The sequence below is a fragment of the Qipengyuania sp. HL-TH1 genome (genome assembly GCF_036365825.1).
GTDB lineage: Bacteria > Pseudomonadota > Alphaproteobacteria > Sphingomonadales > Sphingomonadaceae > Qipengyuania > Qipengyuania profunda.
The window spans coordinates 2,412,179-2,427,033 of sequence record NZ_CP142675.1; the positions used below are offsets into that span (position 1 = coordinate 2,412,179).

The window sequence follows — 14,855 nt, forward strand, 5'->3', positions numbered from 1 at the left end:
CTCCCTCCACTCTCATTCTGAGATTGGGGTCTGCCCGAGGGATCAGGCGGCAAGCGCGGGGAGGACCGACGAGGCTGCGGAGACTGGCACGAACAGCCGCGTGCGGTATCGGATAATCTCGGTGAAGCAGCCCTTGTTCTTGTACCAGTCGAGCCGATCGGGCGAGAAGCCAGTCAGTTCGAGGCGCTGTTCGCCGCCGACCAACGAGCGCTTCACGGTAAGTGGATCATGGCTTGCGAGGCCCAGCGGTTTTCCGCTTGCGAGGACGAGGTCGCCGATCTGCTCTGCCGATGGTCCGGTAACCCCGGACAGGCCAAAGGTTTTGGAAATCGCAAAGAGATCAACATCGAGCACTTCACGTCCGATGATCGACTGGCCGTCCTCGGCAACGAGCCGGGTGACCCGGACATGATCGCCAGACAGGCGCTTCCAGACCGGGAGCAGCAGCCCGGTAGCGAGATGGACGCGCTCGGTCACCGGTGAAGCGCCAGCCTCTTCTTCCTCGGCACGCCAGGCGCTCGTGAACGCGGTGACGCCAGTTTCTTCCCAGTGGCTTTCACCCAGTGCCTCAAGCGTCCAGTTCGCGGACTTGAGCGGTCGCAGCAGGCGCCGACGTTCGATCACCTCCCCGTCGTCGGCGATGAGACGCCGGGCTGGTATCGACAGCGCGACCTTGCCCGAGCGCGCATTGCGCATCGGGATTGCGTGCGGGCTGCCAATCTCGTGCATCCGTAGCAGGCGCTGCAGGCGCAGAGGCCGCAGGTGCCTCGTCACTTCGAGCGAGACGAGGCGGGTTTCCGCTCCGGTCACGGGGTCGGTGCGCAGGAGTTCATCGGCGAGGACCGTGAAACGATCGACCTTCACGGTTTCCAGTCCCTGATCGAGCGTTCCGGCCTCGCGCGCGGCTTCGATCCGCGCTTCGACGAGGCCAAGATATTCATCGAAGATGGCGTTCTGGAGCGCGATCGGCAGCGCGAGGATGCGGTTGAGCCAGCGCTGGATCGTGGGGAGATTGTCGGTCAGTCCCCCATCTGGGTTTTCGAGACGGAGGCCCGTTCGCTCGACGAAGTGGCCGAAAGTGGTGGCTTCGAGCTTGCCGTCATAGAGCAGCTGGAACCAGCGGCTGAGCGCGTCGCGCGCATAATCGCTTTCGAGATTGTCGGCCGGGTCGAACAGGTTCTGTCCGCCGGTCTGGCGCTGGCCGCGCGTAAGCGCGCCCAAAGCGTCGAGCCTTCGCGCAATAGTCGAGATGAACCGGCGCTCGCCCTTCACATCTGTGGTGACCGGGCGGAACAGCGGGGCTGAGGCCTGATTGGTGCGGTTCGTGCGACCAAGGCCCTGGATGGCGTTGTCGGCGCGCCATCCCGGTTCAAGCAGGAAGTGAACCCGGCGCTGCTGGTTCCTGGCGCCCAAGTCGGCATGATAGGAACGCCCCGTGCCGCCCGCATCCGAGAAGACCAGGATGCGCTTGGTCCCTTCCATGAAGGTTTGCGCTTCGGCGACATTGGCGCTGGGGCTACGCCGTTCGAGGCGCTGCTCACCATCGCGGCCGAGGACAAGCCTGCGGGTCCGGCCCGTGACTTCGGCCACGGCGTCGGTTCCGAAATGTTCGATAATCGCATCGAGCGCAGTGGCGATGGGCGGCAGTGCGCAAAGCTGTTCGATCAGCGCATCGCGCGCAGCAATGGCGCGCGGGCAGAAAACGGGATTGCCCTCTCCGTCGCTCATCGCCTCGGAGCGAAGATTGCCGTCCTCGTCGGCGAAGACCTGCATCAATCGTATCGGGAAGCTCTTCGTAAGGTAGTCGATGACGTATTCACGCGGGGACAGATCGATATCGAGAGCTTCGCGTTCTTCCACGGTAAGGTCGGCAAGGCGCCGGTCGAGCATGGCCTCGGCGGTCGAGACCAGCTGCACGACAACCGAATGCTCTTCGCCAAGCGCTACTTCCATCGCGGGGATCAGGCTCGGCAATTTCATCGAAAGCAGGAGCTGGGCAAAGAAGCGCTGCTTGGTGCCTTCGAAGATCGATAGCGCCGCAGCCTTGGCATTGCGGTTGAGCGTGTCGCCGCTGTCCTCGTCGACCACGCGGGTTGCTTCGAGCGCAGCTTCGAGGTTGCGGTGAATGATCGCCCAGGCATCAGCATAGGCATCATAGATTTTTATCTGCGCTTCGGTCAGGCTGTGTTCGAGGATCTCGTACTCGACCCCGGCGAAGGACAGCGCACGGGCAAGATAGAGACCCTGGGCCTTGAGATCACGGGCGACGAGCTCCATCGCCGCGACGCCGCCAGCGCGGATCTCGGTCATGAATGCCTCGTGGGTCGGAAAGGCGGTCTCGGGTCCCCAAAGGCCGAGGCGGGAAGTGTAACCGAGGTTGGCGATATCCGAAGCGCCAGTGGCAGACGCGTAGAGCACGCGGGCGCGTGGGAGATGGTTTTGCAACCTGAGGCCCGCCATGCCCTGTTCGGAGCCCTTGACCTTGCCGCGGGTTGAAGAGCCCCCAAGCGCATTGGCCATCGCGTGGGCTTCGTCAAAGGCGATCACACCGTCGAAATCCTCGCCCGCCCAGGCAAGGATCTGGTCGAGCCGCGTATCCTCGGCGCGGCCCGAGCGCAGCGTTGGATAGGTGACGAAGAGAATGCCTTCGGACATCGTTACGGGCTGGCCGAGTTTCCAGCGCGAGAGCGGCTGGAGATCGAGCGGCAGCCCGCCAAGCGCCTCCCAGTCGCGGCGTGCATCTTCGAGCAGCGCCTCGTTCTTGGTGATCCAGACATGTCGGCGCTCGCCTGCGAGCCAGCGATCCATGATGACCGCGGCGATCTGCCGTCCTTTGCCCGCTCCGGTTCCGTCGCCGAGGAAGAAGCCTTGGCGGTAGGAGTGTCCGTCCTCGGAGAGTTCCAGCGAGGTGCCTTCCTGGCTCACCTTGAACTGACCCGGAAGATCGCGCGCAAATGCCTGGGCAGCGTAGACCAGTGTCTCGCATTGCGCTTCGGACAGCAGGCCATCGGCCTGCCAACATGCGGGAAGGCGCGGGCAAACATCGGGCTGCGGTGCCGCGACCGAACCCATGGCGACCGATTCCACGAGCGGGGTGGGATGGGCCGGAGCGCCTTCGAACGCGATGCGGCTGGGCCGGTAAGGCAGGTAGATGCCTGCCTGTTCGGGCACAGGCGCGGGGTCGGCGAGGACCGAATAGGCAAGGTCGATCGCATTCGCCGTGGCTGCTGGTGTCGCGGCGAACGGCGCCACCGGCCGAACCGGCGCGCTTTGGGCCGAAGTCTTGCCAACGAGGCGCACTGGCTTGCCGAGCGGCAGGCGGTGGATGTTGGCGGAGGTCTGTATGCGTGGCGGAAGCGCAGTGATAAGCTCGTGGAGCGAGATGAGGTCGGCAGTATCTCCGGTGATCGCAGGCGAGGACGCAGTCGGCGTCTTGTCGAACACAACCAGGCGAACAGCGATCCCCGTCCCTGTCCGGCGAAACATCTGCTGCAGGCGAACATCGAGGAGCAGCGATGCTTCGTCCTGTTCCTTGGCGAAGGCGGAGGCGTCGAAGCCTTCAGGCATAATGGCGACGATCCTCGCCCGATTAGCAGCGGCCCGGATTGCACCGCGTAGGTGACGCATAGCGGTCTCACCGTCCTTGCCGCGTTCCAGGCTGTGAGCGAACGGCGGGTTCATCAGCACGGCAGACGGAACAGGGCCGCGAAGCAAGTCGGCGATCAGTTCCCCGTCATGCGCAGTGATGGTGGCCGTGGGGAAGACGTGGGCCAGACCGTCTCGTCTTGCCGGATCGATCTCGTTGAGGAGCAGCGAAGCGTTCTGGACGCTGCCCCAAAGAGCAAGGGCACCATTGCCTGCGGACGGTTCGAGGAGCGTGTCTTGCGCGCAGCCAGCTGCGGCCTTCGCCATCAGCCAGGCCAGCATTGGCGGGGTCGAGAACTGCTGGAGCTCGACCTGTGCTTCGCTGCGCACATGCCGCGGCGGAAAGGCAGCTTGGAGCCAGTCGAACCGCGCTTCGGCTTCATGCACGTTCGTCGCCAGATCGATCCGTGAGGACTCTCGCAACCAGAGCAGTGCGCCGATCTCGACCGCGTTATTGTAGTCAGCGATGGTCCAGGCGCTTCCCCAGTCCAAAGATCCAGTCTCCTCGGCGAACAGCCCGGAAATGTCGGTACGGGTAAGATGACGTCCCGAAGCAAGAAGCGCGGCAACTCGGGTGCCGATGGCATAGGCCAAGGGCATGGACGGCAACTGCTCGCCGGCGGGAAACAGGTCTGATTGAAACATGGCAATTCGTCCTCCTGATGGGGGCATCGGGACACGCCCTCTGCCGGATCAGGAATTCGAGAAGCTCTCTCTCCTCTACCGCGCCGCTTTGCGGCGCAGCCATGCTGTAAGTTCATCGTTCCAGTCGGTGTCGCGTGAGGATGGTTTGCGAACGTGGATCGTCCGCCCATCGCGGGCATAAGCGGCCAGGCCACGCGACGCAGCCAGCTCGCCGCCAGCATCGTGATCGACGAAGAGGTGAAGCTCGGTCACGCTCTCAGGCACGCTGACGAGACCGAAGCGCTCATTGCCCAGGGTCGCCCAGACGGGGATGCCGGTAAGAGCATAAGCCGACATTGCGCTCTCGATCCCTTCAGCAAGGCCGAGCAGGCCGGAGGCCGGAGCGAAGAGACGAACAGCAGCTTCACCGAGCGCGCCAAGCGCGCGCTTCGGCTTGTCGAAATCAGCCTTGGCATCGCCCGAAAGGAAAGTGCGATGGATGGCGATCGGCCCCTCGTCGAGGTTGACCGCCGCAATCATCGCCGGCAAAAAGGGGGTTCGTCCTTTCGGACCAAGCGGCGTTCGTGAATGGAAGCGGAGCGCCGGAGATGCGGCAAGGATGCCGCGGCTCTCCAGATATGCCTTTGCCGGGCTGGCACGCAGTGGCTGTGCATCGCGCCAGATCCTCAGCGCTGCCGCCGAGGGTTTGCGCGTTCTGGTCTGCTCGGGACCTTCGGTAGTCGCAGAAGCTGAAAAGAGCGCCGGTGCCTCGAAACCTTCACGCGCCAATGCAGACAATACGCTCTGCTGATCACATCCCGCAAAGCAATGGAAAAGGATAGCCTGTCGACCGAGCGACACACCGAGTGACGGCGTGCGGTCATCATGCGCGGGGCAACAGGCCATGCCCTTTGTGCCGGACCATTTGCCCCCTCGCGATTCGCAAATGCGACGGGCGGTCTCGGCAAGCGACCGGTTGGGATGAGTTTGGACAGACAGGGACATGCGAGCTCCTCAGCATGCAAAGTAGCCCCCTCATCAGCGCTCCTCTCCTCTCCCAAAGGCAGGCGTTCGCCGCTTTCCTACAGGGATATGTTCTATCTATGTTCTCTTTCGATTCGAATCAATGGAGCACAAGTCGAGATGACCTCCCTCAATCGTCTGACTGCGATAGCGGTCGCCTGTCTGGGGATGATCGCGACCTCCTCACAGCAGGTCCGCGCCCAGGATTTCACTTTGTTCGAGCACGCGATCGTTCCACCAAAGACGGACCAGCAGCCGGCAAGGCAATATCTACCTGCAATCTACCAAACAGGGCCAGCAGACGTATCCTACCGGGAAGGCCTGTATATGGCGGCAATAGCCGAGGCCGAGCGCCGTTACGGGCTTCCGACCAATCTGCTTCGTGCTCTCATCTGGGCTGAGTCCCGCTTCAATCCGATGGCTGTGAGTCCAGCCGGTGCTGCCGGGCTTGCTCAGCTTATGCCAGCCACGGCGCGAGAACTGGGCGTCCGGAACCGTCATGACCCTCTTGCATCGATCGACGGTGGCGCCAGGTACCTTCGCGACATGTTGGACCGGTTCGACGCGGTCCACCTGGCCTTGGCTGCTTACAATGCGGGCCCAGGTGCCGTCTCCCGATCACGCGGCATTCCCAACAATGGTGAAACGCCGCAATATGTCCGGTCTGTGTTGGGACGTTGGCAAGCAATTGGTACGTACAATTGACGAAACTACCTGATTTCCGGCTATTGTCTGAAATCATGTGCCGGAATGAAGACGGACAACGCCAGTGAATGAGACCCCCGGTGAGCCGTTCGACTTTCGCAAGGCGTTGAAGGCACAGAAGCGCCGGAAGCTGAGAAAGGAGATCGCGTTGGGTTTGGGAGCATTCGCGATCGTATTTGCTGGAGGGATGCTGGCACTCAACTGGTCAGTCCATGATGCCAGCCTTGCTAACGACGATCAGCAGCCTCAGGCTTTATTCCAGCAAGCAAGCTCCCCACAATTCGACATCTGCGGATCCGTCCGGCGCACATGCGTCGTGGATGGAGATACTTTCTGGCTTGATGGCGTGAAAATCCGGATTGCCGACATCGACACTCCCGAGATCAGCGAGCCTCGTTGCGACTATGAATACCAGCTCGGCATGCGCGCGACGCACCGCCTTGTCGAATTGCTGAATGGCGGGCCCTTTGAACTGAGGACCATCGGTAGCAGAGACGAGGATCAGTACGGTCGCAAATTGCGGGTTGTAACGCGCGGCGGCCGCTCGCTTGGCGATCAGCTGGTCAGCGAAGGCCTGGCGCGAACCTGGACCGGGAGACGTGAACCATGGTGCTGAACCGCGATCAGGAATTGTGGGCCGTCGCGCTCTGGGTCGAAAAGAACCATGGCGGAGAGGGAACCGCGTATATCGCGCAGCAAATCCAGCGGCTATCCAACGAAGGGGACGAGGCTGGCATAGCAACGTGGAAGACTGTTGCTGAACGGTTCGATCAGCTTAGCTGCCAAAGCTCTACGAACTGAGGCTCGGCACGATGCGGAAGTGGCTTAAGGTCTGGGGCATCAGAATTGAGTTCGCCTTGCTCGCGTCAGTGTCCCTGATAGGGCTGGTCCTGAGCCTTCAATCCTGCACTGGCTGAGAAGAAATTCGATCTCCCGATCAACCCTTCGCAAACTTCCCCATGATGACCTTTCCTCCAGTCCGGAGCTCATCGAGGTAGTCGCTCCACCATTGAGCCATCCGCACGCGCTCGTCCCAATGCTTGCCGCGATGGTAGATGCCACGCACAACATTGCTGTCGCCATGTGCCAAGGCACGCTCGATCGCATCAGGATTCCAAAGGCCCGACTCGTTCAGGAATGTCGATGCTGTCGCCCGGAGTCCATGAGCGGTGACTTCTTCCTTCGAGTATCCCATGCGACGGAATGCGGCATTGAGCGTGTTTTCACTCATGGGACGCTTGGAGCTGCGCGCAGATGGGAAAACATATCCTTCGCGGCCGAGCATCTCGGCCAGATCAGTGAGATAGCCTCTAACCTGCTTGGAAAGTGGGACGGCATGCGCTCGGCGCGCTTTCATTTTACCGGCAGGGATCTTCCAGACCCCATCGACGAGGTCGATCTCATGCCATTCGGCGTGCCGGAGTTCGCCGGGGCGTACGAACACATGCGGCGCTATCTGCAAGGCCAACTTCGTCACCATGTAGCCAGTAAAGTCGTCGATTGCGCGCAGCAGCCCACCTAGCTCGGTGGGCTCGAGGATTGCTGCATAATGCGTGGCTCTCGGCGTTACGAGAGCGCCCTTCAGCATACTGGTCGGATCGGATTTGCAGCGGGTGGTAGCAACACCGTAGCGAAACACGCGGCCTGCGAACGACCGACATTTCTTCGCAGTCTCGTGCTTACCGGTGGCTTCCAGCCGTTTGAGGGGAGCCAGAACTTCGAACGGCTCGATCTCGTTGATGGGTCGGTTCCCGATGGCAGGCGCAAGCTTGTCGAGGAAATAGTTGGCCTTGACGATCGTGCCATCGGCGCGGCCGTTCTGGACCATCATCTGTTCAATATACTCACGTGCGACTGCCTCGAACGTCTGTGCAGAAAGGAACTCTGCGCGGATTTTCCGCTTCCGCTTCTCAAAAGCCGGGTCGCCCCCTGAAGCAACAGCTCGTCGCGCCTCGTAGGCCGCGTCTCGCGCTTGCTTGAGGCTGATGTCGGGATAGCTGCCGATGCAGAGCTTCTTTTGCGCGCCGCCGATCCGGTATCGGAATCGCCAAAGTTTGCCGCCGGTCGGCGTGACCTCAACATATAGGCCGCGCTCATCGGTTACCTTGTACGGCTTATCCTTGGGCTTGAGTGCGCGGAGGCGAGTATCTGTCAGCGGCATGTGGGGGCCTTTTCATCTGGGCCTTTGCGAAACGGCCTCAAAAGGCCCACAAAAGTGTCTGGAACCCCCGAGAACAGGCGGGACGATCCGGAACGATCCAAGGGCCAAATCCCTAGGATTTCTGCGGGTTTTATAGATTATTTGGGAGAACGTGAGAAGAACAAATGGTGCCCAGAAGAGGACTCGATAATACTTAATAAGAATTTGTAATTGTTTTCAAAGGGAAATTTGATCTACGAATATGGCACAACCACTGGCACTAAATGATTTCAAAGTATTGGTTCGATTACCAATCTCTATTGAAATCACTTATTCTCATTACATCTCATCACGTCTTACCACAAGCTTTTCTTATCAACTCGATTGGGGCTGTAGGCTTTGATATTAATCGTTGGCAAGCTCGCAATCGTGCGGCAGCACCTTGCAAACGGTGAGGGCAAGGCACCCCTTGTTTTGCTCATTTGTGCGCAGCGCAATATACGACAGGTACGCGAAGGTCGCTAACGCTCTGCAGCATAGTCAACTAATGGGCCGGAAACGGAATGGCAGGTTCTGAAACAGTTTTAGGAAAAGCGGACGCTTCTCTGACTGTTACGCCATGGGGATGGTCCGCACGTCGCTGCCTTTTTCGGTCCCGGGCCCTGCGACAGTGTTGGTTAGTCGGGCGTAAAGAACGCGCGCACTTTGGCGAGAAACGAATTTGCGGATTTTGCTCCCACTTTCTTCGTCGCTGCAAGCAGCGGAGCGTTGAAATCAACTTCAGACCGTAAACCGTAGGGCGCCGTCAAGCACGTGCACCCCGTCGGCGCGAACAGCCCCCAATCGGCAGGCACTGGTGTTCGGTCGAGGCCGGAACAGACCGTACAAGCATCAGGATGAAATACGTCGTATTGGATTTCGATCGGATAATCGGGATGGTTGGCCATCATACGTGCATAGGACTGCGCATTGCGGTGCCGGAAGATCACGAAAGATGCTCGCAAAAGCGTGATCTCGTGCGCTCGGATCGGATCCAGCATGCCTTTTTCGCTGATTTCGGCAAGTGCCGCGCGGCTCAGAAAGGCGTTTGCCCTGATTCCGATCGCACGCTTTTCATCATCGGAGAGCTGACCTCCCATTTTACGGTAAGTGGTGCAGACCGACCGCGGATGCTCCCCATGGAAATCGCACAGCAAGTCTTTGATCGTTGCCGCGGCTCCCGGTTTAAGAAGGCCGAGATGTTCGACCGCTTCTTGAGCGGCTCCCATGCGGATTGACTGTTGGTCGGGAAGACTGTCCATGACAAGCAATACTGCCCAACACCGGCCCGGCTGGGCAAGCACAAAGACCTCAGCGGAGTTATCCTCGGATGTCGAACTCTGCAAACGGCGATCCCGACGTGCCCCACCCGCTGCTCAGCGGCCACGTGAACAATGCACAGCACGGCTACCTTATAGCGGAATGGCTGCTTGCTGATACGCACCAGTCGAAACCGGTGCGGCAGGAATTTGAACAGACGGCCCACTAACCATGCCAGCGAAGTCGGAAGTGAAGATCAAAGCGACACGTTGGCCAACATTGGGCCGTGAGCCGACAGGCGCTTTTGGGACCACCCTTTCGAGATAGCTGCCCTTGTGCGAACAAGGCTCGGGTTGAACTCTACTCGAGCATTTCGGCGGATTTAATCACTACCAAAGTGAGGGCGTCACCCGTCGACATCCGAACGGTCTGCTCATAGACCTCGTATCGTTCCGCCTCCCAACGATCAAACCAAGCATCGGCGCCAATCAGGCTTCTGGTCGTCCGTTCTTTCGTGCCGTGAAGAACCTCAAGAGCGTCGGAATCGGCGTCAATCTCATCGCGCGGAAACCAGCGGTCAGGAACAGTGGGGCCGCGTTTGAACCAACGCCTCCCGTTTGGGCCGTGACAAACGAGCAATGCGGGCTCCGGACCATAGTCCACCATTCTCAGCGCTGTTGCTGTCCGACTGGTCTGAAATTCAGCTCTGATCTGATCCACCGCATCGAAGGTCGCTTTGCCGTACTGCTTCGCCATTGGCGCAAAGAGGAAACCGGGCAGCAACAGGTCGGCGGCATAGGCATCCGCGACGCGCTCCGGATCCGTGAGGCTGCGTCTTTGGTTACCGATCTCGTCGGAACGACAAACGAACGAGCGGCCGCGATGATATTTCCAGTGACCCAGCTCATGCGCGACCGAAAAGCGCCGCCGTTGCCAAATCCCGCTGGAATCGACGGTGATGATCGCTCGATCACCGTAGCCGATTATACGAGCCTCGCAGCTATCGAGCTTCGCAAACCGGACCTCTGCACCCGCGTCCCAGGCGATGGCCTCGACATCAATGTCCTTCGCGGCGTCAATGCCTAGTTCCCGCAACAGCTTCTCGGCGGCGCTCATCGACCTCAACGCGGATTGCCTTGATCGTCGATTGCACCCAAGTCGCGGAGATCCCGCAGTATATCGTCAATCTCACGCTCGGATGCACCCTCGCCCTTACGCGCCGCCATGGTCATGCGATCCCGGAGGCGGCCATCATTTGCCGCAAACTGTGCGAGAATCTCCTGCTTGCGCGAGATCGGCAGGTGGAACAAGTTCGAGGCAGCGCGATCTGCTCGCGCTTCCGCTAGTCCAGCGCGAGCGCGCGCGAGCCGCAACTTCCCGCTTTCAGCAACCAAGCCCTCAATATGGGCGCGCAGTTCTGCGGCAACAACTTCCGGATCGAACCCGTCGGCACGAGTCTCCGCGAACACCTCTTCATCGGAAAGGGTCATCCAGTCCTCGACCAACGCGTCTGCGAACGGCAACAGCTTTTGCCCAGGCGTCGTGTTACGTGTCATTGGACCCAGCCTTTCGGAAAGGCGACATTGATGCGCCGACGCATCCTGCGCCGAATCGTAGCGAAGGTCGCTTCATCCCAGTCGCCGAGTGCGCGTATTTCCCCGGCGTTCATATCCTCGAGATCGCCCATAAGGACGAGCTGAGCATCTTCATCGTCGTGGAACAAACCTTCAAGCGCCTTCAATCGTGCTTGGGAATCTTCGCGTTCCAGCAACGTCTCCTCCGCATTTCGATCGGTGGCCCGCGGTTCGATGACAACCTGGCCATCGTCCAAAGTGGAACTCATACTTTCGATCATGGGTTCCTCCTTCTCGCTCTCTCGCGCGGCCCACGCCATGCTGCGCATCGCGCCAATGAGAAAGTTCAAGAGAGGCAAGTCCTTCGGGCATTTTCGTGTGCCATCCAGCGCCCTTCGGATGGCTTCGTTGACGACATCACGTGCCTCGACCCCAATCCCGACCGCATAAATTACGGCTGCACGTTCTAGGCGCAAGAAGTCGGCCGCCGTTAGCGCGGCAAGAGCGTCTTGTACCTCCTGCGTCGTGAGGACCGCCGTACTCAAATCATTGCCCCCGTTCTTGACCCCTCGACACAATAGGCTGCGATGGCGTCGATCTCGGACGTTACGAGAAAAAAATAATTGGGCAATGTCCGAGGCCCAGCTTCCACCAGCCTACGTGTTCAGAAGATCAACTAGCGGCGAAGTCGTACGAAATGTTGGTCGGCGAACTGATGAGGCATATATCATGGCAGGAAAAAACCAGCATGTTGTTCCCCACGCGAATGGATGGGCGGTTCGGGGCGCGGGCAATAACCGCGTGACCTCGGTGCATCAGACGCAACGTGAGGCGAACGAGCAAGCGCGTGACATCGCGCAGAATCAGTCCAGCGAAGTGCTGATCCACGGTCGCAATGGTCGCATTCGTGAACGCAACAGCTACGGCAACGATCCGTTCCCCCCGAAAGGATAACCGAACAATGGCGACTGCTCCCGCCCCCGAACTCGATACCTCTACGCTCGACGAGATTCTTCTCGACCTAGCCGTCCTCATCGAACTCAGCCCGCACGATCGTGAGATCGCGGAAAACCGCTACCGGCGGCTCAAGGAATATGTCGAACGTCCGACGAGCCCGTTGCGGCCATATCTCGTCGATGGCGAGAGCTTGATCTATGCGCAAGGATCCGTCGCTACCAGCACGACGATCTTGAGCGGCGACAACGACGACCGTTTCGACGTCGACGCTATCGTGGAAATTGACGTGCCGCTGCACTGGCCCGAAAGCGAACCGCTCGACCAGCTGTTCGAGACACTGAAGAACTTCCCCGGCGCCGTTGAGGTGGTTCGTTGCACCCGCTGCGTTCAGATCCGCTTTGCCTTCATGCACATGGACGTCACCGTCATGGATCGTCGGCAGCGGATGGGTGGTGAGCGGCCCGGCCATATTTTCCATTCGCCAGATACCGGACCGACCTATCGCGTCGATTCGAATCCCTGGGGATTCACCGGTTGGTTTCGGACTCAGGTAGGCATTGGTGAGCGCCTGTTTGAGCAGCGGCTTAAAGCTGCGCGCGACGCGGCGGGCTTGTCCCGCCTGATTGTGGTCGACGAAGCGGAGCGCCGCATCCTCGCCGATGCCGAGCAAGTACCGCTTCCGCCGATGATCCCATCTCGGATCGACGCGCAGGAAGCGGTCGCGCTAAAGCTCCTGAAGCGTTACCTTAACTTGCGCTACACGCACTCGCGCCTGAAGCGGCCGCCGTCGATCTGGCTCACCAAGCTGACCGGCGACATGGGGCTGATTCAGGGCGGGCTTACTCTTCAACTCTATGCCCTGTCGAAGTTCATCTCCGATAGCCTGCGCGAGCACCTGGCACGCCGCACGGTGCCTCGTGAAGTGAATCCGAGCTACCCACCCGACAAGATCAATGATCGTTGGCCGCGTGCATGGCCGGAGGCGGAATCCGACATGACCGTGCTGGCGGACCACCTCGACCTGCTCGCGGATGCCATCGAAAAGATGAACTGCTCTTCGCAGAGCGCGATCCTGAAGAAGATCGACGAACTGTTCGGCGAACGGTTCGGGCAGGAAGAACGCCGCATTCTCAAGGATCGCTACGATCGGCGAACCACAAGCGGGGGCGATTTGCTCATCAAGCCGGGTTCCGGGACGATCTACACACCGGCGATTGCTGCCGCGAAACAGGAAGTGCAGCCAATTCCGCAGCATCGCTTCCATCCCGGTCGCCTGCCCTCGGATGGAGAAGCCTCGGGTGGCTGATGGCTCAAGATCCACACATGCACAACTGAATGCCATGCGCCGCCTGTGGCCGAACTTCCACGGGCGGCGTCACGAAAACGGCCTGGTGGTCTGGCGCGGAGTGCTCAAGCCACGCGCACAAGCGTACGCCGTGAACATATTGTGGTGGCCGGGGAAGATTGATCGCCCCTATGTGATGATCGCCGATCCGCCAATCGAGCCTCGGCCTGGAGGCAACTATGTCCAGATTCCTCACCTGATGTTTGATTCGGACAACCCTATAAAGTCGGGGCTTTGTCTGTTCGATCCGGACGGGCGGGAGTGGAGCGATGCGGATCTCATCTCGGAGACGACAGTGAAATGGACTAGCGAGTGGCTGCACTACTACGAGCTGTGGCACCTCACCGGGGAGTGGCTGGGACCGAGCGTCGGATACGAGTCGGTCGCACAGATGAACGCCATTGAAGCTGAGTCCATTCGCGCAGCCGTGGCTGATGTTCACTGATCGCCGTGCCGGAAGCCTGGCGATTCGCCGGGGCCGCCAGCCCTGGCCGGAGGGCAAGGTCTTCAAGATACTTTCCCTCGACGGCGGAGGGATCAAGGGCATCTACAGTGCTCAGTTCCTTGCCCGATGCGAGCAGGAGCTGACCGCTGGCAAGCCCCTGGCATCCTATTTCGACATGATCGCCGGAACGTCAACCGGCGGCATTATCGCGCTGGGACTCGCGCTCGGCTATTCCACCTCGGATATTCTGGATTTCTACACGAACGACGGACGCAGAATATTTCCTCCGTTGCCCACTACCCGGCTCGGCAAATGGTGGCGAGGCTTCCGCTGGCTGTTCCGGCCGCATCTCAACCACCAGGAATTGGAAAAGGCGCTGAGACTAAGGTTTGGCGACCGTTTCCTCGGCGAAGCAACGACGCGGGTCGTCATCCCCGCCTTTTTGGTCCCCAAGACCGAAATCGCGGTGTTCAAGACCGACCACCACTCCGATTTCCGCAACGACTACAAGACGCGGGCTTGGGAGGTTGCCCGCGCGACTTCCGCAGCTCCCACCTATTTGAAAGGGTACGAACACACGCCCTCAGGCCGAATTTTCATCGACGGCGGCGTTTGGGCAAACAACCCGGTGATGGTGGCACTAGTGGACGTATTGAGCGCCTATGAGATTTCACCTGACCAAATCGACATCCTTAGCATTGGCACCGGCAATCCGCCGTTCGAATTGCGGCCGAAAGCGGCGCTAGGCGGCGCAGTTTCTTGGCGAGGGGCGATCAAAGCGGCGATGTTCCTGACCACCGACAATGCAACGGCTCAGGCCAAGTTATTGCTCGGACCTGATACATGTCTCCGGGTCGAGCCCGCTGGCGATGACGGGACTATCGAAATGGACGATTACGATCGAGCGCTATCTATCCTTCCGAGATCGGCGGATCGGGATTTCGACGAATTGAGAGAGGAAGTCGCGCGGTTTTTTGCCGAAGCTGCGCTCCCAAGGGAACGTCACTACACTGATGCATAGCCGAAAAGACGGCCACTATTGGGTCATCAAATCTACCTGTCGAATGACCGGGCATGGGGCGCATTCCAGACTGACCG

General features: G+C 60.0%; 15 protein-coding genes. 8 read left to right on the plus strand and 7 right to left on the minus strand.

Annotation, left to right across the window (positions count from 1 at the left end; all coding sequences use genetic code 11):
* Window positions 1–42: 42 nt before the first annotated feature.
* Both VWN43_RS12435 and VWN43_RS12440 read right to left on the minus strand, forming a co-directional pair.
* On the minus strand, window positions 43–4,290 hold the full coding sequence (locus tag VWN43_RS12435) for a strawberry notch family protein (protein WP_067695919.1): 4,248 nt from the start codon (window positions 4,288–4,290) through the stop codon (window positions 43–45).
* 75 nt (window positions 4,291–4,365) lie between these two features.
* A complete protein-coding gene (locus VWN43_RS12440; RefSeq protein WP_330767530.1) occupies window positions 4,366–5,274 on the minus strand; it encodes a DUF7146 domain-containing protein in 909 nt (302 codons plus the stop codon).
* Window positions 5,275–5,412: 138 nt separating this feature from the next.
* Here VWN43_RS12440 and VWN43_RS12445 point away from each other — a divergent pair, with 138 nt between their 5' ends.
* The 3 genes from VWN43_RS12445 to VWN43_RS12455 all read left to right on the plus strand — a co-directional run bounded on the left by VWN43_RS12445 (window position 5,413) and on the right by VWN43_RS12455 (window position 6,798).
* Window positions 5,413–5,997 (plus strand): lytic transglycosylase domain-containing protein, encoded by a 585-nt coding sequence (locus VWN43_RS12445; RefSeq protein WP_063506971.1) that lies wholly within the window; start codon window positions 5,413–5,415, stop codon window positions 5,995–5,997.
* Window positions 5,998–6,061: 64 nt separating this feature from the next.
* Window positions 6,062–6,613: a thermonuclease family protein gene (locus VWN43_RS12450; RefSeq protein WP_197458270.1), complete on the plus strand. Its 552-nt coding sequence runs from the start codon at window positions 6,062–6,064 to the stop codon at window positions 6,611–6,613.
* Complete coding sequence (locus tag VWN43_RS12455; RefSeq protein ID WP_067695924.1) at window positions 6,604–6,798, plus strand: DUF6961 family protein; 195 nt, start codon at window positions 6,604–6,606, stop codon at window positions 6,796–6,798. Before VWN43_RS12450 ends, VWN43_RS12455 begins: the two co-directional genes overlap by 10 nt.
* Window positions 6,799–6,934: 136 nt before the next feature.
* Here VWN43_RS12455 and VWN43_RS12460 read toward each other — a convergent pair whose 3' ends face one another.
* Window positions 6,935–8,158, minus strand: a complete 1,224-nt coding sequence (locus tag VWN43_RS12460; RefSeq protein ID WP_063506960.1) for a tyrosine-type recombinase/integrase — start codon at window positions 8,156–8,158, stop codon at window positions 6,935–6,937.
* Window positions 8,159–8,814: 656 nt separating this feature from the next.
* Entirely contained in the window at window positions 8,815–9,438 is a 624-nt protein-coding gene (locus VWN43_RS12465) for a hypothetical protein (protein WP_156488746.1), read from the minus strand.
* A gap of 68 nt (window positions 9,439–9,506) precedes the next feature.
* Here VWN43_RS12465 and VWN43_RS12470 point away from each other — a divergent pair, with 68 nt between their 5' ends.
* Window positions 9,507–9,665 carry a hypothetical protein gene (locus VWN43_RS12470; RefSeq protein WP_320181556.1) on the plus strand — a complete coding sequence of 53 codons (159 nt, stop codon included), beginning with the start codon at window positions 9,507–9,509 and terminating at the stop codon, window positions 9,663–9,665.
* A gap of 131 nt (window positions 9,666–9,796) precedes the next feature.
* Here VWN43_RS12470 and VWN43_RS12475 read toward each other — a convergent pair whose 3' ends face one another.
* Genes VWN43_RS12475 through VWN43_RS12485 form a run of 3 tightly spaced genes read right to left on the minus strand, consistent with a single transcriptional unit; the run spans window position 9,797 to window position 11,555 of the window.
* Window positions 9,797–10,552, minus strand: a complete 756-nt coding sequence (locus tag VWN43_RS12475) for an ImmA/IrrE family metallo-endopeptidase (RefSeq protein WP_063505902.1) — start codon at window positions 10,550–10,552, stop codon at window positions 9,797–9,799.
* Window positions 10,553–10,557: 5 nt separating this feature from the next.
* Window positions 10,558–10,992, minus strand: a complete 435-nt coding sequence (locus tag VWN43_RS12480) for a hypothetical protein (protein ID WP_063505903.1) — start codon at window positions 10,990–10,992, stop codon at window positions 10,558–10,560.
* The gene (locus VWN43_RS12485) at window positions 10,989–11,555 is read right to left on the minus strand and encodes a hypothetical protein (protein WP_063505904.1); all 567 of its coding nucleotides are present in this window, start codon (window positions 11,553–11,555) and stop codon (window positions 10,989–10,991) included. Before VWN43_RS12485 ends, VWN43_RS12480 begins: the two co-directional genes overlap by 4 nt.
* 184 nt (window positions 11,556–11,739) lie before the next feature.
* Between VWN43_RS12485 and VWN43_RS12490 the strand changes: the two genes are divergently transcribed.
* Genes VWN43_RS12490 through VWN43_RS12505 form a run of 4 tightly spaced genes read left to right on the plus strand, consistent with a single transcriptional unit; the run spans window position 11,740 to window position 14,778 of the window.
* Entirely contained in the window at window positions 11,740–11,964 is a 225-nt protein-coding gene (locus tag VWN43_RS12490) for a DUF2188 domain-containing protein (RefSeq protein ID WP_063505905.1), read from the plus strand.
* A gap of 7 nt (window positions 11,965–11,971) precedes the next feature.
* Window positions 11,972–13,273, plus strand: a complete 1,302-nt coding sequence (locus tag VWN43_RS12495) for a nucleotidyltransferase domain-containing protein (RefSeq protein ID WP_320181555.1) — start codon at window positions 11,972–11,974, stop codon at window positions 13,271–13,273.
* Window positions 13,266–13,757, plus strand: coding sequence for a type II CBASS E2 protein (locus tag VWN43_RS12500; RefSeq protein WP_197458258.1), 492 nt, complete (start codon window positions 13,266–13,268; stop codon window positions 13,755–13,757). The genes VWN43_RS12495 and VWN43_RS12500 overlap by 8 nt, the downstream gene beginning before the upstream one ends.
* The gene (locus VWN43_RS12505; RefSeq protein WP_063505801.1) at window positions 13,747–14,778 is read left to right on the plus strand and encodes a CBASS cGAMP-activated phospholipase; all 1,032 of its coding nucleotides are present in this window, start codon (window positions 13,747–13,749) and stop codon (window positions 14,776–14,778) included. Before VWN43_RS12500 ends, VWN43_RS12505 begins: the two co-directional genes overlap by 11 nt.
* The last annotated feature ends 77 nt before the right edge of the window (window positions 14,779–14,855 follow it).

What these genes read in the sequence shown, in the direction of transcription:
- VWN43_RS12455 (WP_067695924.1), top strand. Translation starts at nt 6,604, where the DNA reads ATGGTGCTGAACCGCGATCAGGAATTGTGGGCCGTCGCGCTCTGGGTC.
- VWN43_RS12445 (WP_063506971.1), top strand. Translation starts at nt 5,413, where the DNA reads ATGACCTCCCTCAATCGTCTGACTGCGATAGCGGTCGCCTGTCTGGGG.
- VWN43_RS12490 (WP_063505905.1), top strand. Translation starts at nt 11,740, where the DNA reads ATGGCAGGAAAAAACCAGCATGTTGTTCCCCACGCGAATGGATGGGCG.
- VWN43_RS12480 (WP_063505903.1), bottom strand. Translation starts at nt 10,992, where the DNA reads ATGACACGTAACACGACGCCTGGGCAAAAGCTGTTGCCGTTCGCAGAC.
- VWN43_RS12465 (WP_156488746.1), bottom strand. Translation starts at nt 9,438, where the DNA reads ATGGACAGTCTTCCCGACCAACAGTCAATCCGCATGGGAGCCGCTCAA.
- VWN43_RS12435 (WP_067695919.1), bottom strand. Translation starts at nt 4,290, where the DNA reads ATGTTTCAATCAGACCTGTTTCCCGCCGGCGAGCAGTTGCCGTCCATG.
- VWN43_RS12505 (WP_063505801.1), top strand. Translation starts at nt 13,747, where the DNA reads ATGTTCACTGATCGCCGTGCCGGAAGCCTGGCGATTCGCCGGGGCCGC.
- VWN43_RS12440 (WP_330767530.1), bottom strand. Translation starts at nt 5,274, where the DNA reads ATGTCCCTGTCTGTCCAAACTCATCCCAACCGGTCGCTTGCCGAGACC.
- VWN43_RS12495 (WP_320181555.1), top strand. Translation starts at nt 11,972, where the DNA reads ATGGCGACTGCTCCCGCCCCCGAACTCGATACCTCTACGCTCGACGAG.
- VWN43_RS12470 (WP_320181556.1), top strand. Translation starts at nt 9,507, where the DNA reads ATGTCGAACTCTGCAAACGGCGATCCCGACGTGCCCCACCCGCTGCTC.
- VWN43_RS12475 (WP_063505902.1), bottom strand. Translation starts at nt 10,552, where the DNA reads ATGAGCGCCGCCGAGAAGCTGTTGCGGGAACTAGGCATTGACGCCGCG.
- VWN43_RS12460 (WP_063506960.1), bottom strand. Translation starts at nt 8,158, where the DNA reads ATGCCGCTGACAGATACTCGCCTCCGCGCACTCAAGCCCAAGGATAAG.